This window comes from Streptomyces sp. NPDC127197 (assembly GCF_042672405.1).
Classification (GTDB): domain Bacteria; phylum Actinomycetota; class Actinomycetes; order Streptomycetales; family Streptomycetaceae; genus Streptomyces; species Streptomyces flavusporus.
This window is the reverse complement of sequence record NZ_JBHXVG010000031.1, coordinates 65832-91318: the sequence shown is the minus strand read 5'-3', so window position 1 is coordinate 91318 and position 25487 is coordinate 65832. Positions and strand designations below refer to the sequence as shown.

Annotated in this window: 19 protein-coding genes and 3 pseudogenes; 7 read left to right on the top strand and 15 right to left on the bottom strand. The window is 69.4% G+C overall.

What is annotated here, in order from left to right; translation table 11 throughout:
• On the top strand, positions 1-349 hold a 349-nt coding region (locus tag ACFVJQ_RS34775), incomplete at its 5' end, for an amidohydrolase family protein (RefSeq protein ID WP_385789645.1).
• A 26-nt stretch (positions 350-375) separates the two neighbouring features.
• Here ACFVJQ_RS34775 and ACFVJQ_RS34770 read toward each other — a convergent pair.
• Together ACFVJQ_RS34770 and ACFVJQ_RS34765 are read right to left on the bottom strand one after the other, a co-directional pair.
• Positions 376-2709: a glycoside hydrolase family 95-like protein gene (locus tag ACFVJQ_RS34770; RefSeq protein WP_385789643.1), complete on the bottom strand. Its 2334-nt coding sequence runs from the start codon at positions 2707-2709 to the stop codon at positions 376-378.
• Between the two features lie 171 nt (positions 2710-2880).
• Positions 2881-3777: pseudogene (locus ACFVJQ_RS34765) on the bottom strand (PfkB family carbohydrate kinase).
• A 337-nt stretch (positions 3778-4114) separates the two neighbouring features.
• On the opposite strand from ACFVJQ_RS34765, the gene ACFVJQ_RS34760 reads away from it, so the two are divergent.
• Positions 4115-5233 carry a serine hydrolase domain-containing protein gene (locus ACFVJQ_RS34760; RefSeq protein ID WP_385789641.1) on the top strand — a complete coding sequence of 373 codons (1119 nt, stop codon included), beginning with the start codon at positions 4115-4117 and terminating at the stop codon, positions 5231-5233.
• A gap of 406 nt (positions 5234-5639) precedes the next feature.
• Positions 5640-6629: a phosphotransferase family protein gene (locus tag ACFVJQ_RS34755; RefSeq protein ID WP_385789639.1), complete on the top strand. Its 990-nt coding sequence runs from the start codon at positions 5640-5642 to the stop codon at positions 6627-6629.
• 152 nt (positions 6630-6781) lie between these two features.
• Here the strand turns inward: ACFVJQ_RS34755 and ACFVJQ_RS34750 are convergent, their stop codons facing one another.
• The 3 genes from ACFVJQ_RS34750 to ACFVJQ_RS34740 form a co-directional block, all read right to left on the bottom strand.
• On the bottom strand, positions 6782-8542 hold the full coding sequence (locus tag ACFVJQ_RS34750) for a zinc ribbon domain-containing protein (RefSeq protein WP_385789638.1): 1761 nt from the start codon (positions 8540-8542) through the stop codon (positions 6782-6784).
• A gap of 71 nt (positions 8543-8613) precedes the next feature.
• Positions 8614-9228, bottom strand: a complete 615-nt coding sequence (locus tag ACFVJQ_RS34745) for an IS607 family transposase (protein WP_385789636.1) — start codon at positions 9226-9228, stop codon at positions 8614-8616.
• A 148-nt stretch (positions 9229-9376) separates the two neighbouring features.
• Positions 9377-10030 carry an HAD family hydrolase gene (locus ACFVJQ_RS34740; RefSeq protein WP_385789634.1) on the bottom strand — a complete coding sequence of 218 codons (654 nt, stop codon included), beginning with the start codon at positions 10028-10030 and terminating at the stop codon, positions 9377-9379.
• A gap of 408 nt (positions 10031-10438) precedes the next feature.
• Here ACFVJQ_RS34740 and ACFVJQ_RS34735 point away from each other — a divergent pair, with 408 nt between their 5' ends.
• Positions 10439-12118, top strand: coding sequence for a glycosyl hydrolase family 28-related protein (locus tag ACFVJQ_RS34735; protein WP_385789632.1), 1680 nt, complete (start codon positions 10439-10441; stop codon positions 12116-12118).
• Positions 12115-13380: an alginate lyase family protein gene (locus ACFVJQ_RS34730; protein WP_385512343.1), complete on the top strand. Its 1266-nt coding sequence runs from the start codon at positions 12115-12117 to the stop codon at positions 13378-13380. The genes ACFVJQ_RS34735 and ACFVJQ_RS34730 overlap by 4 nt, the downstream gene beginning before the upstream one ends.
• Before the next feature lie 41 nt (positions 13381-13421).
• Here the strand turns inward: ACFVJQ_RS34730 and ACFVJQ_RS34725 are convergent, their stop codons facing one another.
• The 3 genes from ACFVJQ_RS34725 to ACFVJQ_RS34715 form a co-directional block, all read right to left on the bottom strand.
• Positions 13422-14648, bottom strand: a complete 1227-nt coding sequence (locus ACFVJQ_RS34725; RefSeq protein WP_385512341.1) for a glycoside hydrolase family 88 protein — start codon at positions 14646-14648, stop codon at positions 13422-13424.
• A 146-nt stretch (positions 14649-14794) separates the two neighbouring features.
• The gene (locus tag ACFVJQ_RS34720) at positions 14795-16711 is read right to left on the bottom strand and encodes a glycoside hydrolase family 97 catalytic domain-containing protein (protein WP_385789630.1); all 1917 of its coding nucleotides are present in this window, start codon (positions 16709-16711) and stop codon (positions 14795-14797) included.
• Positions 16712-16889: 178 nt separating this feature from the next.
• Positions 16890-19226 (bottom strand): Tat pathway signal sequence domain protein, encoded by a 2337-nt coding sequence (locus ACFVJQ_RS34715; RefSeq protein ID WP_385789628.1) that lies wholly within the window; start codon positions 19224-19226, stop codon positions 16890-16892.
• A 449-nt stretch (positions 19227-19675) separates the two neighbouring features.
• Here ACFVJQ_RS34715 and ACFVJQ_RS34710 point away from each other — a divergent pair, with 449 nt between their 5' ends.
• On the top strand, positions 19676-21181 hold the full coding sequence (locus ACFVJQ_RS34710) for an FG-GAP repeat protein (protein WP_385789626.1): 1506 nt from the start codon (positions 19676-19678) through the stop codon (positions 21179-21181).
• Positions 21182-21288: 107 nt separating this feature from the next.
• Here the strand turns inward: ACFVJQ_RS34710 and ACFVJQ_RS34705 are convergent.
• The 4 genes and pseudogenes from ACFVJQ_RS34705 to ACFVJQ_RS34690 all read right to left on the bottom strand — a co-directional run.
• Positions 21289-21774 (bottom strand): annotated as a pseudogene (locus ACFVJQ_RS34705) (transposase); the annotation flags it as partial.
• Positions 21775-21919: 145 nt separating this feature from the next.
• A complete protein-coding gene (locus ACFVJQ_RS34700; RefSeq protein WP_385789624.1) occupies positions 21920-22471 on the bottom strand; it encodes a DDE-type integrase/transposase/recombinase in 552 nt (183 codons plus the stop codon).
• Between the two features lie 21 nt (positions 22472-22492).
• On the bottom strand, positions 22493-22813 hold the full coding sequence (locus ACFVJQ_RS34695) for an IS3 family transposase (protein WP_385789622.1): 321 nt from the start codon (positions 22811-22813) through the stop codon (positions 22493-22495).
• Complete coding sequence (locus ACFVJQ_RS34690) at positions 22810-23115, bottom strand: transposase (RefSeq protein WP_385789620.1); 306 nt, start codon at positions 23113-23115, stop codon at positions 22810-22812. Before ACFVJQ_RS34690 ends, ACFVJQ_RS34695 begins: the two co-directional genes overlap by 4 nt.
• A 260-nt stretch (positions 23116-23375) precedes the next feature.
• On the opposite strand from ACFVJQ_RS34690, the gene ACFVJQ_RS34685 reads away from it, so the two are divergent.
• Entirely contained in the window at positions 23376-23978 is a 603-nt protein-coding gene (locus ACFVJQ_RS34685) for a maleylpyruvate isomerase N-terminal domain-containing protein (RefSeq protein ID WP_385512330.1), read from the top strand.
• A gap of 181 nt (positions 23979-24159) precedes the next feature.
• Here ACFVJQ_RS34685 and ACFVJQ_RS34680 read toward each other — a convergent pair whose 3' ends face one another.
• From ACFVJQ_RS34680 to ACFVJQ_RS34670, 3 genes and pseudogenes are all read right to left on the bottom strand, one after another.
• Complete coding sequence (locus tag ACFVJQ_RS34680; protein WP_385512328.1) at positions 24160-24321, bottom strand: hypothetical protein; 162 nt, start codon at positions 24319-24321, stop codon at positions 24160-24162.
• Between the two features lie 194 nt (positions 24322-24515).
• Positions 24516-24560 (bottom strand): annotated as a pseudogene (locus ACFVJQ_RS34675) (hypothetical protein); the annotation flags it as partial.
• Between the two features lie 337 nt (positions 24561-24897).
• Complete coding sequence (locus ACFVJQ_RS34670) at positions 24898-25440, bottom strand: hypothetical protein (RefSeq protein ID WP_385789618.1); 543 nt, start codon at positions 25438-25440, stop codon at positions 24898-24900.
• Between the last annotated feature and the right edge of the window lie 47 nt (positions 25441-25487).

The window sequence follows — 25487 nt, the reverse complement described above, 5'->3', positions numbered from 1 at the left end:
CGCCTGGCGGCTGCGGGACCTGCGCGACGCGGGCGCCACGGTCGCCCTGGGCTCGGACTGGCCCATCGCCCACTACGACGTCCGCCAGGTCCTGGGGACGGCCCGCCGGCCCAGGGGCGCGGCCTCCGCCCGGGCCGGACTGACCGGGCTGGAGGCACTGGAGGGCTGCACCACCCACGCCGCCCGCGCCGCGGGCGAATCGGCCACGGCCGGCCGGATCGCCCCGGGCCACCGCGCCGACCTCACGGCCCTCGGCATCGACCCGGCGGCGGCCCCGGCCGACGAACTGGCCGAGGCCCCCGTCCGGCTGACTGTGACGGGCGGTCATGTGATCCACCACGAACAGTGACAGCGTTGCCCTCGATCCGGCCACGCTCAGGTGAGGGGCAGCCCCCAGCGGGGCGCGTCCTCGTTCGGGCGTACGGGCGCGACAGTCAGGTCGGGCCGGTCGCCCCGCGCGGTGATCAGCGCCGACTCGCCCTTGCGCAGGGCGAGTCGGATGGCGCCGTCACCGGCGTCGGAGTAGCGGAGGGGGCGGCCCCGCCCGTCCCGAACGTCGATCGATCCCGCGATCCCGTACCGTACGACGCAGGGAGCGCCCGCCTCACTGACCAGTCGCACCCAACGAGTCGTGCCGCCCTGACGGCGCGCGCTGAGCAGGAAGGCGCCCTGCGTACGGAAGTTGTGCACGGCCAGGTCCGCCCACGCGGCGGGCAACGCGGGGAAGACCCTGATGATCCCGCCCCAGGACTGGCAGATCATGTCGTGCAGTGACTGGGCCGCCGACAGGGGCGTCTCGATGACCGGACCCGACTCCTTGTACATGGTGTTGGGTTGGATGAAGCGGGTCATCAGCTCACCGAGATACCGCAGTGCGTCCTCGCCCTTGCCGAGCAGCGCCGACATCGAGGCGGCCCCGGTGAAGGTGTAACCCTGCAGGGCGCCCTCGAAGCCCACCCAGTGCGCCAGTGACTTCTCGATCAGGGCGCGTTCGTCGGGGGTCCGGCCGGTCACCTCGTACAGCGGGTAGACCGCGAGTAGGTGAGAGTAGTGGCGGTGGGACTTCGCGAAGGGGATGTCCGCGCCGATCACGAAGCCGTTCGCGTCGGTCGGATACGGCACCAGCTTGGCCAGCACCTCGCGCCAGCGCGGCGCCAACACGTCGTCGATGCCGAGGAGTTCGGCGGCTTCGAGGAGAGTGCGGCAGCCCCAGGTGAGCAGCATCAGATCGTAGTTGCAGTCGCGTGAGTCGCCGCCGTACTCCGGGGAGAAGGTGGCGGGCAGGTGCAGTTTGCCGTCCGGGCCGCGCTCGAGGAAGTGCAGGTAGTAGTTGATCGCCTTGCGCAGGAGAGGGAACAGGACGTCCCGGAGGGTCGACTTGTCCATCGTGTGGCGGTAGCTGAGCCAGACGTTGTGCAGCGCCCAGGTCAGATTGCCGACTTCGGGGGTCGGCGGGTTCTGGCCGGGGATGCCGACGCCATAGCCCATCAGTGTGCTGGCCGCGCCATTGACCAGGTGGGGATCGGTGGTGCGGGGGATGCCGAGCGAATCGGCGCGGTACGGCTGCGTCACCTCGTTGGCGAGGTTGTCCCGGAACTCGCTCAACGCCCTGGTGATCGCGTCGAGTTCGAGGTGGTTGGAGCCATGGATGAGCCAGTACTCCAGCTGGGCGTTGAGGTTCCACCAGGTGTTGGGCCATGGCGTGGGCTCGAGCCAGGGTCCGCTCGTCGCCATGACAGGGGCGTCGCGGCGGGCGGCGGATGCTGCCTTGTAGAGCTGGATCCAGTAGAAACGCTGGATGCGGGCGTCGGGGAGGGAGAGGAAGCTCTTGCGGTAGTAGGCGTGCCACCATGCGCGGTGGGTCACTGCCAGGGCTGAATAGGGGAGCCGGTCCGCGGCGCGGACCGCCTTCAGGGCCTGCTCCAGGGCCGTGTTCTTCGGGTACGAGTGCGCGACGTGCACATACAGCGTCCGCGTCCGGCTCCTGGTCCGCTCCCGCCATGCAGTGACGTGCTGCCCGCCGGCCAGCAGCGGCTGCACGGCGGCGGTCGTCCCGTCGTGGTCGGCGACCTCGGCGGGCGGGTTGCCCTGGTAGCCGTCCGGCAGCGGCCTGAACGCGGCCCGCGGACTGATAGCGTCCGCCGGGTGGAACACCCAGCGGAAGCCACTCTCGCCCTCGCTCGCGGTCACTTCCACGGCGAGGACCGAGCGGTCGTTGTGGACCAGGGCGCGCAGGGTCAGGGTGCCCTTGTCAGTGGTGAGCGTGCCGGTCAACTCGGCGTCATGCAGCGACAATCGCCAGTCGAGGCCGGTGATCGCGCCCACCGGCTCAAGTGTGAAGTACCCGATCGGCAGCCGAGCCAGGCCGAAGAGGGAACCGAACTCGGGGCGGTGATCCTGCACTTCGGAGTGCTGGACGTTGAAGCGCACGGCCGTCGATGCGGCGCCCGGCTCGGCGTAGATCCCGGAACCGAGGAACCCGTTGCCGAGGAACGGGCCTTCGTACCAGGTCGTCGGCATCCGCTGCCAGACCAGGTCGGCGTCGTCGAGAACGGTGCGCCAGGGGTCGGCGGGAAGCGCGGTGGTCTCGGCATGGTCAGCCGCGGTCGCCTGGGTGGTCAGGCCCGAGGTCAGCAGTACGCCACCCAGAGCGGATCCGGTGGCGAGGACGGTACGTCTGGACGGATCGGGCGCGGAGGGAGAGGACACGTTTCCTCCAGACAGGTTCGATGAATCATCGGAGCTATCCCGTGATGCAACATAGAGTCGGGGTAACAGTGCGTCAATGCAACGGGATAGATCCGATGTGTTGACTTCGGCACGCCAAGACTCGCGGGATCGGATCGATGAACTGCGGGGTTCCGTCGCTGGGGTGCGGCGTCACCCTCGCCGCATCCACGCGCGGGTGCCGAACGAGGAACACGCCCACGAGGCCACCGCGGCCGCGGCACGCAGGGCCTCGACGAAGCCTTGCGATGTCAAGCGGCCCTGAACCGCGAGGTGATGGGTGAGGGCCCCGTGCAGGACGTCACCCGCGCCCAGTGTGTCCGCCACCCGGGCGGCAGGTACGTTCACCGTGCCGCTGCCGTCGGGCCCCGCCCACACGATGGGCTGCTCTCCCCGGCTGACCGCCGACCAGACGACCTCGTGCTCCCGCAGGAACCGCAGGGTGTCCGTCGGCGTGTTGGTGCCGGGCGGGTGGAAGTCGGCCGAGCAGACGGCCACGTCGATCGACGGCAGCAGGTTCTCCGTGCCGGCCTTCCAACTGCCCCCGTCGAGGACGGTCCGACGACCGGCGGCGCGCGCAGCGCGGGCGGCAGCCACGGCCAGCTCCATGTGGTGGCCGTCGAACTCGACGATGTCGCAGGCCGCCACCAAGGTGTCGAGGTCGTCGGGCGGGGCGAGCCGGTATCCAGTCGCATTGGTCGAGGCGACGGCACGGTCCCCGCTGGATGCGGTCACCAGAATCGAGGACACTGCGGGCGGCTCGGCCGAGTCGGCTGCCAGGTCCGACACCGTCACACCCAGCCGGTTCAGGTCCTCCGCGACCGCAAGTCCCAGCGGATGGGAGCCGATCGCGGTGAGCAACGTGGCCGCGCCGCCCAAGTGGGCGAAGGCCGCAGCCGCGTTCGCCGCCGGACCGCCTGCGGCCACCACCTACTCACGAGCCGTCAGTTTCTCGTCGGAACCCGGCACATGGTCCACGAGCTGGATGACGTCCAGTGTGCACAAGCCGACGAACAGGCCTTCAGGGCGTCCCCGCGTCGTCGGCTCCACCCACCTGCACCTCCTCCTGCCTGGGTATCGGGTCAGTGCGTGAACGGATGGAAGCTACCGGCCCATCGTCCACCGCGTCAGTCGACCCGCCGGTGTGGGCCGGGGCGTTGATGCCGGAGTCCCGGTGGGGCAGCGGGCTCCGCACTGTGAACGCTCAGGAACCTCGCCGGCCGGGGGCGCCGCACGGTCAGGTTCACCGGTGTGGGCACCTCGTCGGCGACGGCTGGCGGTGAGGCCAGCCGCAGTGCCGTTCGCAGGGTTGGCCCCAGTGACCCTGGGGGCGTTGCCTCGACAGACTCCTCGGTATGGGGCTCACTCGAAGCCGTGGATCATGTCCATGGTGCTGCTTGTGGTGGAGGCGCTGCTCGTGACCAGTACACCGGCGGTCGCCGGCCCGGGGCAGACCCAGCTTCAACGTGACCTGGACGCCTTGCGCGAGCTGGGCATCACCGGGGCGCTGGCACGGCTGGAGACAACCGAAGGTGTCCAGACAGCGCGCAGCGGGGTGGCCGAGCTCGACACCGCCCGCCCGGTGCCGGGCAACCCGTTGCTGCGCGCCGGCAGCGTGACCAAGACGTTCGTGGCCACCGTGGTGCTGCAGTTGGCCGCGGAAGGACGGTTGTCACTGTCCGATCCGGTCGAGCGGTGGCTACCGGGGGTGGTGGCGGGCAATGGCAACGACGGCCGACGGGTCACTGTGCGGCAACTGCTGCAGCAGACCAGCGGGCTCTACGACTACGCCTACGACATCTACCCGACCCTCAGCACGCCTGAGGACTACCGGCGGGAGCGGTGGCGGGTCGCCCACCCGGACGAGCTCATCGCGCTGGCCATGCGGCACGCGCCGGCGGATCAGGTCTGGGCCTACTCCAACACCAACTACGTCCTCGCCGACATGTCGATCAATTCCGTCACCGGCCACGACTGGACCACCGAGGTCCGCGAGCAAATCATCGCCCCACTGCGGCTGCGCCGCACGACCATGCCCGGTACCTGGCCGTTCCTCCCATCCCCCCACGCCCACAACTACCAACAGTGGACGTCCGGCGGCCCGCTGGTCGACACCACGATTGCGGTCCGGGCTCTCGACAGCGGCGCAGACGGGTCGATCATCAGCACGGCCGAGGACCTCAACACATTCATCACCGCGTTGGTGGGCGGCCGGCTGCTGCCCGCGGCCCAGCTCGCAGACATGCAGATCCTGGTGGACACCCCGCCCGATCCCCGCGGGCACACCGGATACGGGCTCGGGCTGTACTACCACCCGCTGCCGTGCGGCGGTGGCTCCTGGACCCACGGCGGCCACGGGCTCGGCTACAACGTCGAGGTGACAGCCACCGACGACGGCGCCACGCGGCTGACCGTCGCGGAGTTCAGCCGCTCGTTCGACCCCGCCACGGAGGACGCGCGGGCTGCCGCGCGGCGGACGTTGATCGAGCGGGCAATGTGCGACTGACTGAGCGTTCCAGAACGAGTTCGGTGTGGCGGCCGAGAGTTGGGGGTTGCGTCGGGCAGGGTCTGTCGCACGGTTGACGATCTGTCCCCGAATCACCCCGACATTGACCTGTGGCACCTGGACAGGATGGGCAGTGGCGGAATCGGCCGCGTCCACCACGGCTGGGCTCCCTCGGCCCGCCGGGTTGCGGTCAAGATGGTCAGGCACGAGATCGCAGACGGCGCTCGACAGCCCAGGGGCCTTCGTTCGGCACGACGGCCTGCCGTCCCTCGATCAGTGGCCGAACTGAAGACGCTCATGGTTTCGTTTCTTGGCGCGGCCGAGCGGTGGTCACCATCGCCTGGCAGGCGCTTGGGCTCGAGGCGCGGGCCGTGCAGTGTCGCTGGGGTCGAAGCGGGGAGTGAGCGTGGAGAGCATCACGAAGAACCGGCAGTCGCCGGAGGTTCTGCGGGCCATGGTCGAGCGGGCCTATGGCCCGGACCGAGTGCCTGACGGCGAGGGGTGGGTGAGCGAGCTGGGGCATGGCTGGTTCAACGTCGCCTACCGCATACGGCTGCGCGACGGCTATGAGGTCGTTCTGAAGATCGCGCCTCCGCCCGCGGTGGAAGTGATGACCTACGAGCAGGGCGCGATGGGGATCGAGCTGGCGGCGCTGGACCTGATCGGCAAGCACACAACTGTGCCGGTCCCCCGCGTCGACTTCGCCGACCGGAGCCGCGAGCTGTGCGACGCGGACTGGTTCTTCATGCCGTTCGTCGGCGCCGACAACCTCGGCATCGTCGGCCCCGAACTGCCGGCGCAGGACCTGGCCGGATACAAGGAGCAGGTGGGCGCGGCCAACCGTCAGATCAACTCCATCCGCGGTACGGCGTTCGGACCGCTGGCCGGCCCGGGAGACACCTCCTGGCGACGGGTTTTCACGAACATCGTCGAGGACGTCCTGACCGACGGCGAACGCCGCCGGGTCGACCTGGGCTGGGACTACGACACGGTGCGCGAGGTGCTGGCCGAGCACTCCGCGAGCCTGGACGAGGTGAGCGAGCCACGGCTGGTGGAGTGGGATCTGTGGGACAGCAACGTCATGGTCCGCGACGGGAAGATCGCCTGCGTCATCGACCACGAGCGGGCCTTCTTCGGTGACCCGCTCATCGAGGCCGGGTTCGCAGGCACGCAGATGGCTGCCGCCTTCGGCGACTCCACGCACTTCATGCGCGGCTACGGACACCCTCCACTGACCGAAACCGAGAGTGTGCGCCGCCGCCTGTACTGCCTGCACCTGGCGCTCATCATGGTGATCGAGACCGTCTACCGCGGCCACACCGACACCACGCAGTACGACTGGGCGCGCGAGCGGCTGACCGAAGTCATGGCCCTGCTGGACCGCACCCGCCGGTGAAAGCGTCTCTGATCAGCTGAGCGATCCTGAGTCGGATTCGGTTTCCGGGATCGTTTCCCACCGTGGTGGGGAAGCGTGGGCGTGGAGGTGGAATCCCGCGCCCAGTGCTGCCCCTCGTGGCCGGTGGCCGGTGGTGGGTGTGCTGATCGCGTTCACGCCCTGGTGCCGGTGGGCTGCGCAGGGCAGCCGGGTCCGGCCCGTTGGTGCGTGTCCCTCCGGACGCTTGCCGCAGGACCGCACGGGCGGCCTGCTGGGGAGGGTGCCCTGCGTCGCCTGGGCACGGGGCGTGGAGTGTGGTGCGGGGTGGGGCCGGTCTTGGACCGGTCTTTCCGGCGGGTCTTCGGTGTCGCGGTGACAACTGCCTTTGACTCCGGCTTGTCGACCACTGAGCGGATCACCATGGTTGCGCTGGTGCGGTCGATGACGGTCTTGGCCTGATGCGTGAGGCCGCGGGCTGCGATACGGCGCCAGGCACCCATGTCGCGGTCCCCCTGCCAGCCGCAGGACTGGCTGGGGCAGATGGCCCACTTCCAGCCCACGACGGTCGGCCGGTCGGGGGCTTTGCGGTGCCGCAGCGGCGTGAGGCAGTGCGGGCACAGCTTGGAGGTGTTCCGGGCCGGGACCGTGACCACGGCGATATCCTGCTCGGCGGCGAGGTGCCGCATGCGGTCGGCGATCTGCCCTCGCACTTGTTGTGACAGGCGCGTGTTCATGGTGCGGCCCATGCCCTTGGCTTCCATCGACCGCAGGTCCTCAAGGTAGATCACCGTGGCGCCGGCCGCGATGGCCTGATCCACGGCCCAGTGGGCAGCAGCCCACGCCAGGGCGTCGTTGAGGTTCGATCTGCGGTCGGACACGTGCCGCATCTCGCCGCGCAGCGCGTCCAGCTTGGTGGCGAGCGTGTGGTGGTCGCGGTCACCAATGAGCCGTACGTACTGGTCGGCCTTGGCGTGCAGTCGCTCCGACAGGCGGCGCAGCCGGTGCTGCTTGGCCAGCACTCCGGCGGCCTGGAACTGGGCGCCGTGCCCGGGGGCGATGATCTGCCCGTCGTCGTGGAGCCGTACGGTCCCGGCCGACAGCAGAGTGCCCAGGCCCCAGTCCACGCCGAGGGCCACCATGTGGCCCGTGCGGCTGGTCTTGGGTACGGCGTGGGTGTACGCCACATCACACCGCACCTTCCCGTCTGCAAGACGAAGGGTGGGCAGGTGCAGCACCGCGTCAGCGGGAACGGTCGGAGGAAGGGTGATCGGGCAGGCCACCCAGGTCCAGTCCCGGTATCCGGCCGGGTCAGGGCGGTTGGGGAGCTGCAAGCGCAGCAGCGCCCTCGTGGGGCTGGCCTCGGAGCGTTCGATCGTGGCCTGCTGCCCGTCGCACGCGGCGAGCAGCAGCATACGCGGCACCCGAGAGGGGCCTTCGAGCTCGAATACATCGGCCGGGAGACGGCCGTTGGCCTTGAGGAACTTAACGGCCTGCCGGGTGCGGGCCTTGATGATACCGGCCAGCAGGTGCTGCCCGCCGGGGACCGCTTCGCGTACGGCGTCCCACTCGGCGGGGGTGCGCTTGCCCGGATCGACCGGCCACGCGGACAGCACTCCGGCGGTCAGGTCGGCACGCCACTTCGCCGAACGCAGGGCCCGGCCTGCCTGCTCCTGGGCCATGCGCACGATCCGATCGTTGACCCGCACGTCCTTGGGCGGGGCGACGGTCCAGCCGAGGCGCCGCAGCGCCATCCACGCGTTCGACGGCAGCGTCCGGCCAGCAGTGTCCTCACCGGAGGCCAGCACCTCCACGTCTGCAGCGTTCCAGTGTTCCCCCATCAGGGCCAACACCATGCCGGAGACCAGATCAGCGCACCAGCCGACGCGTTCGGCCAGCACGGCCCGGGACAGCATCTCGCCGGTCTTCTCATCCACGCCCGTACGCAGCAGCGTGCGAGCGCACGCGGTACGAGAGGTCTCGCCTTCGGCAAGCGGCAGCTTCCGACTCAAGCAGCACGCTCCCCGCACTGGCCGGACTCGGCCAGCAGACGACGCCGGTTCTCCGCCGACCGCATCCCGTACAAGCGCCCGGCGAACGCGGTGACCAGCGACCCGAAGTCCTCAAGGAGTTCATCCCGGCCACCGCGCTTTTTCGGATGCAGCACTTCGAGGTTGGCGCCGTACACGGACAGCAGGTGCTTGAGCCAGCCGACCCCGAACCGAGCGAGCCGGTCCTCATGCGTCACGCGCACGACCGTCACCGAGCCGTCAGCGACAGCCCGCAGCAGCCGGCTGAGACCGGGCCGGTCTTCCCGCAGGCCAGAGGACCGGTCACGGAAGACCTTGACGACCTCGCCAGTGGAGGTGGCCCGCAGCTCCTTCTCCTGCGCTTCCAGGGACGATTCCTGCCCGCTGGACCCGCAGACGCGCACGTACAGGCCCTCAAGACGGACACACTCACCACCGGTGGAGACCTTCAACGCCTCCACGTCGATCGAGGAGAACCGGCGCTCCCGCCCGATCCAAGTCACCGGAATCTTCCCCGAGTCAGCCCAAAAGCGAAGCGTCACCGGGTGAACACCAAGACACTTCACGGCCTTTGAGAGTCGAAGAAGCTCCACCCGACATTCTGCGAACACTGAGGATTCCTAATCAAATCCGTGAGCCTCCCTCGACGCCAGGAGAACTCTGGAGGGTTCCGCGACGCGCACAGCGAACAACGCTGCCATCAGGGGACGTCGCGGCACACCATCGCCCGTGGCTGGGACATCAGCTGCCTCCCTGTGAACGGTCGGCATCCCCCTGTGGGCCGGACACGAAGGCCAGGATGTGAGGGACTGCCTCGCGGAGACTGACGAAGTGGCGATGCACCCCCTCCACCGCGACCGCAGCGTTCACGCCCCACACCGTCATCCCGGCGCGCAGCCCGGACCGCACCCCGGACGGGGCATCCTCGATGACCAGGCACTCTCCCGGCTCGGCACCCAGCCGCGCAGCGGCCCGCAGATAGGGCACGGGAGAGGGCTTGCCCTCCTCCACAGCGGCCGCGTCCACGATCACGTCCGCCACCGGCAGGCCCGTCCGCAGGAAACGACCGCGCACCCGGTGCTCGTAGTTCGAGGTCACCAAGGCCCAGACCTGCGGCGGCAGGCCGTGCAACAGCTCCGACGCGCCGTCGAAAGCCGCATAGATGCCGGACCGGACGTCCTCGTCCTCCAGCTCGTGCAGCATGGCCAGGCACTCGCGCGGATCACGCTCCGCAGCGACCTGCGCGAACGTCTCCATCGGCCGTGTCCGCAGAGCAACCCGGTAGACCTCCTCCGCGTCTAGCCCGTACCGCACCGCCCAGGTTCCCCAGACCCGGCGCTGGTTACTCACCGCGTCGATCAACGTGCCGTCGACATCGAACAGTACGTACCTCATGCGGCCCGGCCGCCCAGGTTCACCTATCACGCATCGATCATGCCAGGCGACGAGTAGGGGATTTGCGGGACAGCTCTTGGTCCGGAGCGGATCGATGCGCTCGAAGCGCGCGCCGGTCAGCGACTCGAACCGGGTTATCGGGGGTACGCCAGTTCCGCCAAGAGCGGGTCGGCACTCCGGACGACCGCACGGCTGTTCACGCATCTGACCCGGAAGCCCTGCCTTCCGACCGCGTAGGTCCACCAATAACCGCCGCGCACCCTCTTTCCCACTCAAGAGGGTCGTGGCATGCTCACCGCTCGACGCAGATCTGAACGTCGTTCATATCCATGAAAGCAAACATGGGAAGGGCGGACGGGTATGAGAAACGCTCACACGGGCGCCACGCAGAACCCGAATGTCAGGGGCATGACCAGACGCGCCCTGCTGGGAAGCGCCGTCGCCGTGGCCGCCGGTGCCGGTACCGCGGCGGCAGTTGATGGGAGTACCGCGTCGGCCGACGTCCCGGTCCTGTGGCGGGAGTTGAGCCGCACTCCCTTCACTCACCCGCAGATCCCGTACATCGGCCGGGCCGGTTGCCACGGCGGGGCGGTGCGCTTCCCCCGCCGTCCCGTCGTCGCCGACGTACGCGACTTCGGCGCCGTGGCGGACGGCACGACCGACTCCGCTCCCGCGATCAACCGTGCCATCGCGGCTGCCGGCAGGGGCGGCGGTGGCACGGTCATCATTCCGCCGGGCACGTTCCGCATCGACGACGTGATCCGGATGGGCAGCTCGAACGTGATCCTCAGGGGGGCGGGCAGCGGCCGTACGACGCTGTACGCGACGAAGAACCTCACCGAACTGATCGGCGTGTACGGCTCCCGTTACGGCGGTGACAAGTCGGCCTGGTCGTGGGCGGGCGGCCTGATCTGGCTGGCCCCCGAGGCCCGGTGGGACTCTCTCGTCGCCGCGATCAGGGCGAAGGCGTGGCCCTTCGAGGGCTGGACGGGCAACGGGCGCGACGAGTGGCGGACGCTCACGGCGGTCGCCCCGGCGCGACAGGGTTCCTGGACGGTGACGGTCGCTGACGCGTCGTCGCTGCGCCCCGGCGCCCTGGTCCTGCTTCGGCTCGCCGACGACGCGGACCACACCCTCCTTGAGCACATGTGCGGTGGCGGACCGGGACCGGAGGCCTATTTCTGGGACGACAAGACGAAACTGACGTCGTACGTCCCGTACGAATGGCCCGTCCGCATCGCCCGGGTCCGTGGCCGGCGCGTCACTCTCGAACGCCCGCTCCCGCTCGATGTGCGCCCGGAGTGGAACCCGCAACTGACCACTCACGTACCGGCGTTGACAGACTCAGGGGTCGAGGGCCTGACCCTCGAGGCGGCGGAGGTGCCCCAGCAGCCGCACCTGCTCGACAAGGGCTACAACGGCGTCGTCCTGCAGTGCGCCTACGACTGCTGGGTGGACGACGTGACGGTCCGCCATGTCGACAACGGCTTCGGGCTCGTAGCCGCCTCCGCGTGCACCTTGCGCCGGACGCGGGTCGCCGGCCGCGGCTCCCATCATCCCTACTTCTGCCGCGAGGGCTCGCACGACAACCTCATCGAGGACTTCACGATCGAGGAGCGCACCAGCCCCGCACCGTCGAACACCCAACTGCACGGCATCAATGTCGAGGGACTGTCGTCGTACAACGTCTGGTCGCACGGTGACATGCGAATGGGTACCTTCGACAGCCACCGCGGCCTGCCCTTCGCCAATGTCCGCACCGACATCACGGTGAACAACAACGGCCGCCACGGTGGTGACGCGAGCGCCGGTCCGTTGTTCGGCGCCCGCTTCACGCATTGGAACATCCGCGTCACCAACGGCCGAGCGGGCCTGGTGAAGATCGACGCGCTGGCGCCGTACTCCGCCACCGTCGGCGTCAACGAGGTCACGGAGTTCGACCAGATCGACGTTCCCGATTTCACGGGCGACCTGCATACGCGTCTGGAGCTGTACGGCAGCGCGCATGCGGTCCGGCCGCCGAACCTGTACGAGGCCCAGCGGCGGCTCGTCCGCGGGACCACTGACATGAACGGAGTGGATGTATGAGCGCACGATCCCGCCTCTGCATCCTCTTGGCAGCCCTCGTCGCCTTCACCACAGGAGCCTCGGCGCCGGTGGTGGCACAGTCACCGCCCCGCGTCCCGCACACCGCCGTCATGGACGGCGCCCGTCTGCAGCAGACCAAGGTCCGTCTGGATCGCGGCGACCCGCAACTCCGGCGAGCAGTCAGGGCGTTGGCGGTCCGTGCCGACAGGTGGCTGGACCAGGGTCCCTGGACGGTCGTCGACAAGCCCAAGCCCGCTCCCGGCGGCGACATCCACGACTACCTCAGCCAGGCGCCGTACTGGTGGCCCTCCCGGACCCCGACCTCCGACAACCCGTGGGGCTGCCCGTACGTGCAGCGCGACGGCGAGCGCAACCCCGAGGTCGACACCGGCACCGACCGCCAGGACGTCGAGAGGACCTTCGACTCCGCCTACGACCTCTCCCTCGCCTGGTACTACACCGGCGACAAGCGGTACGCCGAGAAGGCCGGGCAGGTGCTGCGGACCTGGTTCCTCGATCCGGCCACGAGGATGAACCCGAACCTGAACCACGCGCAGTTCATCCCCTGCAAGTACGACGGCCGCGCCATCGGCATCATCGACTTCTCGCAGTCGTACACCAGCGTCCTCGACGCGCTCGCCCTGCTGGCCACCGGCGCTCCGGGCTGGACCGCGACCGACCGCGCCGGCATGACCAAGTGGAACGCCGAATTCCTCGACTGGCTCAAGAACAGCGACTTCGGCAAGCAGGAGGCCGCCGCCACCAACAACCACGGCACCTTCTACGACATGCAGCTCGCCGGCCTCGCCTACGCGACCGGCGACAAGGATCTGGCCCGCCGGACGGTCCTGGACGTCCGGAGCAAGCGCATCGCGCCGCAGATCGCGGCTGACGGCAGCCAGCCCCAGGAGCTGAGCCGGACCCGGAGTTGGCACTACTCGACGTTCGACCTGGTGGCTTACACCCGGCTCGCGGCCATCGGCCGGCATGTCGGGGTGAATCTGTGGGCGTACCAAGGTCCGGACGGGCAGAGCCTGTTCAAGGCTGTGGACTACCTGTTGCCCGCCGCGACGGGAGCCGCCGCCTGGCCGCATCCGGAGCTCGAATTCCACCGGTACGCGGCAACCGACGTCGTGCACGCGGCCGCCGATGCGGGAGACAAGCGAGCGCAGAAGGCCGTTCCGCTGCTGCAGGAGCCGCCCGGCGGCGACCTGTGGGCCCTGCGTCCCGCGGCAGAGCAGCTGGACTCCATCGCGGGCTGACCGGCACCTGTCCTGCTCCGAGGGCATCCATGCGCCGGCGGTCAGACCGTCGACAGGTCGATCGCCCGGTCGACGTCCTGCGGCTGCAGCACGCGAAGGATGCCCTCCAGCAGGTAGTAGTCGGCGTACGGGAGGGAGATCTCGATGCCGTCCTCGGCCGGGCGGTTGCGGGTGCAGCGGGCCACGACCGCGTCCGCGCGGGCCGAGTTCTTCGTCAGGCAGGTCTCCGACAGTGCGGTGAGCAGGCGTAGCGCCGCCTCACGATAGGCATGCCTGCCGGTGGCCGCGGACAGGTCGAGAAGACCGCACGCCATGATCGCGCCGGCCGACGCGTCCTTGATGTCGTGGGGCTGCTGCGGAGCGCGGTAGTCCCACACCGGAACGTGATCCGGGCGCAGCGCGCCCACCGCGAAGTCCGCGAGTCTGCGCGCGGTGGCCAGGAACTCCGCGTTCCCGGTCCGCCGGTACATCGTGGTGAATCCGTACAGTCCCCACGCCTGTCCACGCGACCAGCACGACGTGGGGCTGTAACCCTGCACGGTGTTCGGGCCGATGGGTGCGCCGCTGTCCGGGTCGAAGTCGTACACGTGCGGGGTCGATCCGTCCGGGCGCGGGAACAGCCGCTGCGTGGTCTTGGCGTGCTCCACGGCGATGTCCAGATACTTGGCGTCGCCGGTCTGCCGGCTCGCGAACGCCAGCAGGTCGAGATTCATCATCGTGTCGATGATGACCCGGCCCGCGTTCTTCGGGTCGGTCAGTGCGCCCCACGCCCGGATGAAGCGCCCGCGTGGGTTGTACCGCTGGATCAGGGAGTCGGCCGCTCGTACGGCGCCCGTCCGCCATGCGTTGTCGCCCGTCAGCCGCCAGGCGGTGACCCACGACGGGTAGAAGAGGAATCCGAGGTCGTGCGTGCCGGTGTCGTACTGGCGAGGGGCCAGTTTCTCCGCCGACGTCAGGGCCCCCGTACGGAAGGCGTCGTCCTTGCTGTAGAGCCACGCCATCCACAGCGTTCCCGGCCAGAACCCGCCGACCCAGTCGCCGTTCTGCGAGTAGGTCCACTTCTCGAACTTCGTCCCGACGGGGAAGGCAGTCACGCCCGGCGCGACGGTGCGGACCTTCTCGACGGCGTAGTCGGCCGCCGCGCGGAGCGTGCGCAGTGTGGGTGCCGGTGTCCGGGCCTCGGTCGCGCCCGCGGCTGGTGTCGAGGAAACGCATACCGCTGCGGCGCCGGCCGCCGTAGCCAGGACAGTACGCCGGGAAACAGTCATGCCCGTCCCTCCAACTGGTCGGTCCGAGAAAGGAGTTGACCGAGCGTTGCACAACAGACCCGACGATGTACACCCATGTGAGCATTGTTCATCAACGTGAACAGCGGGCCGGGCGCCCCAGTAGGACGCCCGGCCGGAGATCTCGGTCAGCGGGAGCAGGTGGTGATGCCCGGACGCCAGGGGCAGGCGATCCCGGCGAAGCCGCCGTTGTCGACGACGTCGACGCTGAGGGAGTCGCCGCCGCGCAGTACCTGCCGGTCCTGGACCAGCCCGTCGGCGCCGTCCCGGATCGTCTCGACCAGCCATCGTCCGGAGCCGATGGTCAGCGGCACCTCCGCCGTGTGGGCGGTGCCGGCGTACACGCCACCCAGGAACCAGCGGTCGCCGCTGCGCCGGGCGAGCACGGCTTCCCGGCCGGGTCGGCCGGCGAGCAGCCGGGTGTCGTCCCAGGCCGCGGGAACCTGGTCGAAGTAGTCCCGGGCGAGCGGCCGGGCGTCGTACGACTCGGGGGTGCCTGCGAACATCTGCAGGCCCGACTCGTAGGCGACGGTGAGCCCGACCTCGGCCGCGTCGGAGTTGGGACGCAGGCCGACGCGCTGGAAGGCGCCGGGGGTGAAGTCCATGGAGCCGATGACGTTGCGGGTGAAGGGCAGGGTGGTGAGATGGGCGGCGGTGTTGGTCCGCTTTTCCTCCCCGGCGACGCCCTCCAGGGTCATGACCTGGGGCCAGGTGCGCTGGATGCCCTTGGGGACGGTCGAGCCGTGGAAGTTGACCATGAGGTGGTGGGCGGCCGTCTCCTGGAGGATGGTGTCGTACCACTGGAGCGTGGACTGCGCCTCGGAGTCCATGAAGTCGATCTTGACTCCCTTGACGCCCCACCGCTCAAGGGTGGGCAGCCACTGGGCGCGTTCCTCTGGTGTGTCGAGATCACGCTGGTGGATCCAGACGATGATTCCGACGCCCTTGGCGCGCGCGTACTCGACGAGTTCCGGCATCCAGCTGTTGGTCTGCCAGTTCGGGTCGGTGGTGTCCCACTCGTCGGTCTTGAAGTACCAGCCCGCGTCGACGGCCTCGTAGGGCCAGTGCCGTTCGGCCGCGTAGTCGACGTACGCCTTCTGCGCCGCGAGGCTCTGTCCGGCCTCCCTGCCGCCCGCGAGCCAGGTCCACAACACGGTGCCGGGCCAAATCCAGGAGGTGTCGGCGACCTTCGAGGCGGGAGCGAGGTCGTCGGTGAAGGTGGACCGGGTGACGGTGGCGAGGTCGCCGGTGACCATGGCCCGCCAGGGGGTGGCGAGGGGGCCGTCGGTGGGGACCGTGGTGTCGGCGAGCTTGATGCGGTAGGTGCCGGTGCCCTGGTCGTGAGCGAGCCGGGCGCCGGAGTAGGTGCCGGTGAGGTCGGACTCGGCGAGCAGGGTGTACCCGCCGCCGGTGGCGAACAGCGCCTGGTCCGAGTACTCGCCGGTGGGTGCTGTCGCGGCCGTGTACTGGGCGAACCGGCCCTCGTTGTCGGCCCGGTAGGTGGACAGCCACGCGCTCGCGTCCGGCGGCAGGTTGAAGGCGGAGGTCTCACCGAGTACGCCGCCGTACTCGGCGGGCAGGACGTAGCGGTAGGCGATGCCGTCGGCGGAGGCGCGGACAACGAGGTCGAGCCTGGCTCCGGCGGCCGTGGCGAAGGACAGACGGGTTTCGTTCATGAGGACCCGTCGTTCCAGTCGTTTGCCGGACTTGCTCCGGTACCGCTCGTCGACCAGCCGGTCCTTGCGGTGCAGGAAGCGCAAGTCCTGGGAGAGATCGGCCTGTTGGGTGACGATGCCGACCGGCGACGGTTCGATGACCGTCCGGCCGCCGCGGGACACCGACAGGCTCAGCCTGCCGGTGGTGTCGTCCAGGGACACCCGTGCGCGCGGTTCGTGCGCCGCGGCGGCACGCTCGGGGCCGGACACGGCCCAGACCTGTGCGCGGGAGCCGGCGTCCTGGTCGGCGCGCGCGGGCACGGTGATGAAGAGTGTGGCCGCCAGCCCGGCGCAGAGCGCGGCGACCGCGGTCCTGATCGGAACCGCCATGAGAACCCTCCCGGGGGTGGGGTGTTGAGGTGGGATGTCGGGTGGGGGTGTGCCCGGCTGACGGGCGTGTGGGGGACGTAACAGGGTCTGTACGGGGGCTGTTCGGGCCGTACGGCCGTGCGGGCCCGCTGCCGTGGCGGCGGGCCGGAACCACGGGGTGTGCCGCGTGCGAGGGTCGTTACGGCAGGCCCCAGGCCGGGCCCGGTTCGCTGACGGCGACGGGGCCGATGACGAGGCCGGGCCGGGAACCGGAGTGGACGAGTACCTCGCGGCCCCGGGGCAGGTCGATGGCGAGGGTGCCGTCGCCCAGGTCCTGGGTGCGGGCCGGGGTGCCGTCGTCCAGCAGTACGGTGAGAGTTCCGCTGAGACCGTGGCGGAGCTTGAGCGGCTCGCCCGCCAGGCTCCTGATCCGGATGAACCGGGTGGCACCCGCCTTGCGGACGGCGCTGACCAGGAAGGCACCCTGGGTCCGGAAGTCGTGCAGGGTGACGTCCGCCCAGGCGGACGGGACGGCCGGGAAGACGCGGATCATGCCGCCCCAGCTCTGGCAGAACATGTCGTGCAGGGACTGCGAGGCGGACAGCGGCGTCTCGATGACCGGACCGGCCTCCGTGTAGTGCGTGTTGGCCTGGCACGGGTAGCGGGTGCTGGTGTCGAAAAACTTCCGCAGGTATGTGATCGCGGTGTCGCCGTCACCGGTCATCGCATACATCGAGGCGGCTCCGGTGTAGCTGTAGCCCCGGTGGGCGCCGGTCAGCGCGTGCCAGTGAGCCACCGACTTCGCGATCAGGTCGCGGCTTTCGGGCTGGTCCCAGTTGACGAGGTACAGCGGGTACACCATCAGCAGGTGAGAGTAGTGCCGGTGGGACTGGGCGTACGCGGTGCCGGCGCCGATCATGAAGCCGTTGTCGTCGACCGGGTACGGCGTGAGCTTGGCCAGCACCTCCTGCCAGCGTGGGGTCAACTCGTCGTCGATGCCGAGCAGTTCGGCGGACTCGATGAGTGTCTGGCAGCCCCAGCGGATCAAGGCCAGGTCGTAGTTGGTGTCCTGCGGCGGCACGACCGGGTATTCGGGCGAGAGCGTGCTGGGCAGGTGGAGCTTGCCGTCGCTGCCCGGGGTGAGGAAGTGCAGGTAGTAGTTGATCGCCCGGCGCAGCACCGGGAAGATCGTGTCGCGCAGCAGAGCCTTGTCCATGGAGTGCCGGTAGGACAGCCACACGTTGTGCAGCGCCCAGGTGAGGTCGCCGGTCTCGGCGCCGGTGCCCGGCTCCCCCACTGCGCGGTTGGCGAACATGTCGGAGCTGCGGCCGACGCCGGAGCTGTCCGCGCGGTAGGCGGCGGGGACGTTGGCAATGAGCTGTTCCTGGTTCTGCCGCAGCGTGGTGGCGAGCGCATCCAGTTCCAGGTGGTTGGAGCCGTGGATGAGCCAGTACTCCAGCTGAACGTTGAGGTTCCACCAGACCGCGGGCCAGGGCGTGGGCTCCAGCCACGGCCCGCAGGTGGCCATGACGGGGCCGCCCGCGCGGCTGGCGGAGGCGACCTTGTAGAGCTGGATCCAGTGGAAGCTCTGCAGCCGCTGGTCGGGGAACGAGACGAAGCTCTTTCGGTAAAACGTGTGCCACCAGCGGGTGTGGCGTCGTCTCAGGGCGCTGTACGACGTCGCGCGGCGCAGGTTGCGCAGTGAGTCTGCCTCGGCGGCGGTGTCGGAGGGGTGGCTGTGTCCGACACTGAGCAGCAGTTCCGCACCAGTGCGGCGGTAGGCGGTGGCCGTCTGGCCGCCGCCGGTGAGAGGCTGCAGCACCTGCTCGGTGCCGTCGGCGGTGGTCCTGGTGGTCCAAGGCGGGTTGCCGGTGTAGCCGGAGGGCGGGGCCTCGCTGATCCGGCGGGGGCTGATGGCCTCCGCGGGGTGGAACGTCCAGGTGACCTGTTCACCGCCGTCGGCCGTCACACGGACGGCTAAGACCTCGTCGTGGATGAGGCCGGAGAGGGCGAGCGTGCCGGCTGTGGTGGTGACGGTGCCGGTGAGTTCGGCGTTCCACAGGCTCAGCCGCCAGTCGACGGCGGTGATGGTGCCGACGGGTTCGAGCGTGAGATGCCCGACCGGCAGGCGGCAGGTGCCCCAGCCACTTCCGAACTCGGGCCGGTGATCCTGGACGCGGCCGTGCTGGACGGTGAAGCGGATCCGGTTGGCGCCCGGCTCCTGGTAGACCATGCTCCCCAGCAGCCCGTCGCCGAGGAACGGACCCTCGTACCAGCGGGAGGGCAGCCTGGTCCACAGCAGGTCCTGACCACGCAGGAACGCCTCCCAGGCGCCGTCGGTGGACATCGTGTCGCGCAGTCTCCAGGGGCGTCTGTCACTCCCGGCCACGGAATCGGCGCCGCCGAACTGCGCCGGTTCTGCGCGCTGTTCGGCGTGGGCCGTCCCGGGCAGGGCCGCTGCTGCCGCGCCGCCCAGCGCGGTGCCGAGTACGGCTCTGCGGGGCACCGGCGAGCGGTTTCCCGGCTGTGAGGTCATCTTCGTCCTCCAGACGAATCCTCGAAACATCGGGTGTATTGGTGAACGTAAGCATGGTTCGTGTACCTGTCAATGAGTTCGACACACCTAGAAGCTGGGCTCCTATACGCCACTAATGGGCCGATTGGAACTTCACGCCACGCCAGAGAGCCTCACCCAAGTCTTGACTCCTCCGATGTATCGGTGTTGTCTGCGCCTCGGCAGGACATGCGGGCGACGGCAGCCCAGGCGGTCGGGGATTCGAGGATCCTTGAGACGTTTCTCGAGATCGTCGGCCGGGCTGAACCCCGGACTCGGTACGTCACGGTGAACGCTTCGCCAACTCCCGTACGCGGCACAACCCTCGAGGTTGATCCCCGGTCCAACCCACGACGGCGAGGGAGCGGGCCCCCGCCGTGTCCCTCCGCCTACTCCGCGCCCGGCCCGTGCCACAGCCCAGGAGCCTTCACGTGCGCAGCAAGAGATTCTCCACCGGTCTCCGGAACTCCGCCGCAGCCGCCGCGACCGTCCTGCTGACGATCGGCGCCACGATCACCGCGGCCACCGCGCCCGTGCCCGCCGCTGTCGCTCACGACGACTTCAACGGCGACGGTTACCCCGACCTCGTCGTCTCCGCCCCCGGCGGCACCGTCAGCGCCAAGAAGGGCGCCGGCTACGTCGCCGTTCTGTACGGCTCCGGCAGCGGCATCTCCACCTCCCGACGGGCTACGTTCAGCCTGAGCACGCCCGGCGTACCAGGCACTGCCCAGAGCAACGACCGCTTCGGCCAGGCCACCGCCTCCAGCGACCTGGACGGCGACGGTTACGCGGACCTCGTCGTCGGTATCCCCGGCAACGACGTCAGCTCCGCCACCGACGCGGGTGCCGCCCTTGTCCTGTGGGGCTCGCGGAGCGGTCTGCGCTCCACCGGGAGTCGCTGGCTCCAGGACGGCACCCCGACGGCGAAGGGCACCTTCGGGAAGAGCCTGGCCACCGGCCGATTCACCCCCTCCGGCACCGAACTTGCCGTGCTGGCCGAGGACGACCTGTGGACGTACGGCTTCGGGGCCACGCGTACGGTGCAGCGCATGTCTGCGACCGCTGTTTCCGCGCCACGGGACGAAGACTTCACGCCCACGGCCCTGACCTCGGGCGACTACAACAATGACGGCGCCGACGACGTCGTCGTCATGGGCTTCGACATCAGCTACTACGAAGGCCGGCTGCCCCGCGACAGGACCGGCGGGGCCCATTACCTGCCCGGCGGCCCCGACGGACCGAAGTACAGCCACGGCATGGTCGGCGGATCGACGGGCGCCTCCGGCGACATCAACAACGACGGTTACACCGACCTGGTCATGGGCTCGCCCGCCGACTACGACCTCCAGGCCCACCAACTCATGGACGGCGGCAGCGTCGATGTCGTTCTCGGCGGACCCGACGGCCCGGGCGGTCCGGGCGGTCCGGGCGGTCCGGGCGGTCCGGGATCCGCGTACCAGTACTTCACGCAGAACTCTCCCGGTGTGCCCGGCGCCAGTTTCCTCGGTGACCGCTTCGGCGGCGCCATCGCCGTCGGCGATATCAACGGCGACGGCTACGCGGACGCCACCATCGGCGCCCCCGGCAACGACATCGACGCGGCCACCGATGCGGGCACCGGCTGGGTGATGCAGGGCACGACCACCGGCCTGACCACGAGGGGCAGCCACACCGTCGGCCAGAACAGCCCGCGCGTTCCCGGCACCCCCGAGAAGGGTGACCGGTTCGGCGGCGCACTCAGCCTCATCGACACCAACCGGGACGGCAAGGCCGAACTGATCGCTTCTGCACCCGGGGAGGACACCAACGACGGCGCCGTCTGGGTCCTCCCCGCCATCGCCGACGACCTGCCCACCGGCGGCTCCTGGTTCTTCGGCGGCACCACCCTCCACGCCCCCGCCACCGACGCCCGTTTCGGCGAGACCCTCATCCCGTAGCCGCCGTGTCACAGCGCCGCCACGAGGCCTGTCCGGGGGCGGGGGATCATCCCCGCCCCACCAGCCGCACCTGAGTACTCGGTGTCCGGTTTGCGGACTCCCACCGTCGTCTCTGTGACCATCTCCAGCTGGTTGACCTGGCACACGGCGCTCAGCACGTGCGTGGAGTCGGTCCGTGCCCGACCGCCCGAACCGAGCAGCCACCGCTGCCGGGCCGCGGCCAGGATCTCCCGGCCGCCGTCGGCACTGGTCAGGCGGTCACGGAACTCCGAGAGCACCGAGTGGTCGAAGCCGGTATCGGTCAGCTCCAGCCCGAGTGCGTACTTCCAGTCGATCCGGGCTCGCACCGCCTCCGCCGCCTGCCGGTCCGTCAGGTTCTCCACGAACTGCAGCACCACGATCAGTGCCCGCCGCCCCGGCGACCAAGCCGGCTTCCCTCGCGCCGGAAACATGGTGGCGAAGTCCTCGTCCCAGAACATCACCCCCAGCTCGTCCCGGACCCGGATCGCCGGACTGTCCCTGGGAAACGCGGCCTTCGCCACCCGCGCGGTCTCTACCGGAATCTCCCCAGGCTCCTGCGACCGCAACGACACTCGTGCCCTCCCCAAACCGCAACACCGGCCTCCAAGGCCACAACCAAGTCTTGGAAGCCGACGCCAATTCGCCAACAGCGTCCTTGTTCAGGGAGCAGTCACCGCCAGCGGGTGAAGCTTCCCCGTGATCTTGGACACTCGATGCTTACGCCACGAGGGCGTGTTCTTGTTCGAGGCGCTGCCGGGTCTCCAGCGGGGTGAGGTAGCCCCAGCGTGGATGGCGGCGTAGGCGCTGTCGGTTGTAGAAGGTCTCGACGAAAGCGAAGATGTCCGCGCGGGCGCTGGACCGGTCGGGCCAGCGGCGGGTTCCGATCTCCTCTCTTTGAGCAGTGCGAAGAACGACTCGGCGGCGGCAATCGAAGCATGAGCCGGTGCGGCCCATACTTCGCCGTAGTCCCGACCGGCCCATTTCACATCGGAGTTCGTCGGAGGTGTACTCACTGCCGCGGTCCGAGTGCGCAATGCATCCGGGCTTCAACTGCCCGCGTCCGGCGGCCATCTTCAGCGCGTCCACGACCAGGCCGGCGCGGTGGTGGTCGGCCATCGAGTAGCCGACGATCTCACGGGTCGCGAGGTCCAGCCAGGTCGCCAGATACAGCCAGCCCTCATCGGTGGGGACGTAGGTGATGTCGCCGACCAGCTTCATCCCCGGGGCATTCGCGGTGAAGTCGCGGCCGATCAGGTCCGGGGCGGGCACCGCCCTTTTTTACCGGACGGGTCAAGCCCCTGCGCCTGCCCGCGTGACACCGCTGATGCCGCGTTCGCGCATGACGCGCTCGATCCGTTTGCGGTTCACGCGGTGTCCGAGCCGGCGCAGCCCGGCATGAATGCGCGGCACTCCGTAGGTGGCTTTGGAGGCGAAGTGCAGCACGGTGATCTCGTGGGCCAGGGCGTCATCGGCGGCCTTCCTCGCCGAGCGCGCCTTCTCGCCGGCCAGCCACGCGGAGAAGGAGGAGCGGGCCACCTTCAGCAGCCTGCACAACAGAGCAACGTTGTGGGTGGTCTTCTCCGCCTCGATGAACGCGTACACCTCGCTCATCGATCGCTCTCCTTCGCGAAGAAGACCGCCGCTTTTCGCAGCACCTCGATCGTCTCCGCCTGCTCGGCGGCCAGCCTGCGCAGCCGGCGCAGCTCTTCGCGCTCGGCCGTCGTCAGCTCTCCCGACGCCCCCTGCCCGCGGTCGATGGCGTCCTGCTTGACCCAGTTCCGCAGCCCCTCGGCGCTGACCACGATCTCCCGGGCCACCTCGGTGACGGTCTTCCCGGAGGAGCGCACGAGCGCGACCGCGTCCCGTTCGAACTCCTCCGTGTACCGCCTGCTGCGGTTGCTCTTGCTTCCCACCTGGCACTACTTCCTCTGGAACCTCATGTCCCAGTCTCCAGGTGTCCACGATCAAGGGGAAGTTCACCCCTCTGCTCGTACCGCCGCCGGCCGTCACATCCGATCTGCCTGGAGCAGCGACGCGATGAGGACGTCGTTGATGAGTCGCATCGTGGGACGGTTCGGACGGACCCTCAGGTTCCGGCGGGCCATGGCCCATATTGACCGTTGTTACGATCCTCCGCATGCACAGAGCAGACACCGCAGTGGACGGTGAGGACGTGCGTCGGATCGTCACCTTGGCCATCGACACCCTGCGGGATGCAGACTCCCAGGGGTGGGAAGCCAAGGCGGGAACGCTCGAGTGGACGTGTTGGGAGACGCTTGAGCACCTGGCCGATGACCTGTTCACCTACGCCGCGAGGTTCGGGCTCGCGAAGCCGCCGATGTCCACGGGGTTGCCGTTCCGTACGAGCAGCAACCGAAGCGGTGGGCCGGCAAACGTCATCTTCGTCGAGCGGGCCGCGGGCCCCGAGGGCCTCCTGACCATCCTGGAGGCGTGTGGCGGCCTGCTCGCGTCCGTCCTGCACACTGCCCCCTCGAACACCGTTGCCTACCACGTCTTCGGGCCATCGGTTCCAGAAGGCTTCACCGCAATGGCCGTTGTCGAGACCCTCGTGCACACCCATGACATCACTCAGGGATTGAACCTGGAGTGGTCGCCACCAAGGGAGTTGTGCGAACGGGTCCTGAAGAAGCTCTTTCCCCACGTCGTCATTGATGCCGACGCTTGGGAAACCCTGCTGTGGGCGACTGGACGCACCGCCCTCCCCGATCGCCCACGACTCACCGAGTGGCGCTGGTACGGCACGCAGGGCGCGTGAGTGCCTGCTGCTCCGCCCGTCGAGCGCCGCAAGGCGCCCTGACTGGCAGCGCGGCGCAGGGGGCTGTGCTCCACCCAGCGGGTGCGCAGGTCGAAGGCGGTCTCCGCATCGGCGGGTTCAGTGGGCTGCTCGGGCAGGGTGATACGAGCAATGGCGATCTGCCCTGCGTCCTGCCAGGTGATCAGGTCGTGGCGGACGGGGCGGGAGACCGCGCGGTCCAGCCTTCGAACTCTTCGATCATGTCGTCGCGCGGTGCACGCCCGGCTTCGGGGTCCGGCTTGATGCTGTGCAGGATGTCCAGGGCCTGCTGGAAGGTGTCGCCGCGGCGCCACAGACGCAGCATGGGCACACCCTCGCTCTCAAGCTGCCGTCGCTGGGCGCTGTCGAATTAGAACTGGATGCCACGGCTGCGGCCGGCCGGCTGCTGGCGGAGCTCGCTGTGGGGTTGCGGCCGGAGAAGATGCAGTCGACCACGAGCCGGCTCATCCGATCATCGCGATGAAAGTCCACCGCGATGTCCACGTCGTGCGGCTCAAGGGCGCCGCGGGTGTAGGAGCCGAAGAGGTAGACCTCGTCGACCAGGGTCAGCGGCCACTCGGTCCCCTCATCCAGCCTGCGAGCATGTCCTCCACCAGCGTGGTGGCCCGCTCCCGCTTCACCTGCCCCGCCCTCCCCTTGCCGTGTTCCAAGATCAGCGAATGGCCCCGCCCCCGCAGCTCACGACGGACGTGACGGTACGGCGCAATGGTCAACGAGTGACCCGGACCGGACTTCCGCCGGCAGGCGACGACGAGCTTCCGAACAGCAAGAGCACCGCTACGTCACGGTGTCACCTCCTGTTCTGCTGGGCGCACGGAAAGGGCTCAATGGTCGTGCGACTGCCCGCCCGGGTGGTGCTGCATGCTCTCCCACGCCCTGGTCACGGCCGGCGTGTGAAGCCAGCCGAGGCCAGCCGCTCCGCGCCATAGGTGGCGACCGACTCCGACAGCCGGTAGCGGCCATTGCGCTGAACGACCAGGGACCGGTCGACCAGCCGTCCGAGGAGGTCGAGGACTTCGTCGCGGCGCGGGTGCCCGTCTGCGCACACCGCCTCGGCGGCCTCCAGCGTGCAGTCGTCGGCGCAGGCGGACAGGCGGCGCAGCACGGTCTGTTCCGGCTCGCTGAGCAGGCCCCAGCTCCAGTCGATGGTCGCTCGCAGCGTGCGTTGACGTGTCGGGGCGGCGCGCAGGGTCGCGGTGAGCGCCCGGAAACGGTCGTCGAGCCGCTCTGCGAGTCGCCCACGGGCATGGCGCGCACCCGGGTGGTGGCCATCTCCAACGCGAGCGGATGCCGTCCGGGCGACGGCCTGAGCATTGCCCGGTTCGAGTCGGAAGTCGGGGTCGGCTGCGGTGGCGCGGGCGACGAACAGCCGCACCGCGTTCGGTTGCTCCAGGCGGTCCGTGTCCGGTCCGGGCAGATCCACGGGCGCGACGGGCCACAGGCGTTCGCCGACGATTGCGGGCGGCCGAG

Bases quoted from the DNA above. Each gene is read 5' to 3' on its own strand.
- ACFVJQ_RS34730 (WP_385512343.1), top strand. From the start codon at position 12,115: ATGAGCGCACGATCCCGCCTCTGCATCCTCTTGGCAGCCCTCGTCGCC.
- ACFVJQ_RS34740 (WP_385789634.1), bottom strand. From the start codon at position 10,030: ATGAGGTACGTACTGTTCGATGTCGACGGCACGTTGATCGACGCGGTG.
- ACFVJQ_RS34720 (WP_385789630.1), bottom strand. From the start codon at position 16,711: ATGGCGGTTCCGATCAGGACCGCGGTCGCCGCGCTCTGCGCCGGGCTG.
- ACFVJQ_RS34715 (WP_385789628.1), bottom strand. From the start codon at position 19,226: ATGACCTCACAGCCGGGAAACCGCTCGCCGGTGCCCCGCAGAGCCGTA.
- ACFVJQ_RS34680 (WP_385512328.1), bottom strand. From the start codon at position 24,321: ATGCTGCGTCTGTGGCGCCGCGGCGACACCTTCCAGCAGGCCCTGGAC.
- ACFVJQ_RS34735 (WP_385789632.1), top strand. From the start codon at position 10,439: ATGACCAGACGCGCCCTGCTGGGAAGCGCCGTCGCCGTGGCCGCCGGT.
- ACFVJQ_RS34695 (WP_385789622.1), bottom strand. From the start codon at position 22,813: ATGAGCGAGGTGTACGCGTTCATCGAGGCGGAGAAGACCACCCACAAC.
- ACFVJQ_RS34725 (WP_385512341.1), bottom strand. From the start codon at position 14,648: ATGACTGTTTCCCGGCGTACTGTCCTGGCTACGGCGGCCGGCGCCGCA.
- ACFVJQ_RS34760 (WP_385789641.1), top strand. From the start codon at position 4,115: ATGGTGCTGCTTGTGGTGGAGGCGCTGCTCGTGACCAGTACACCGGCG.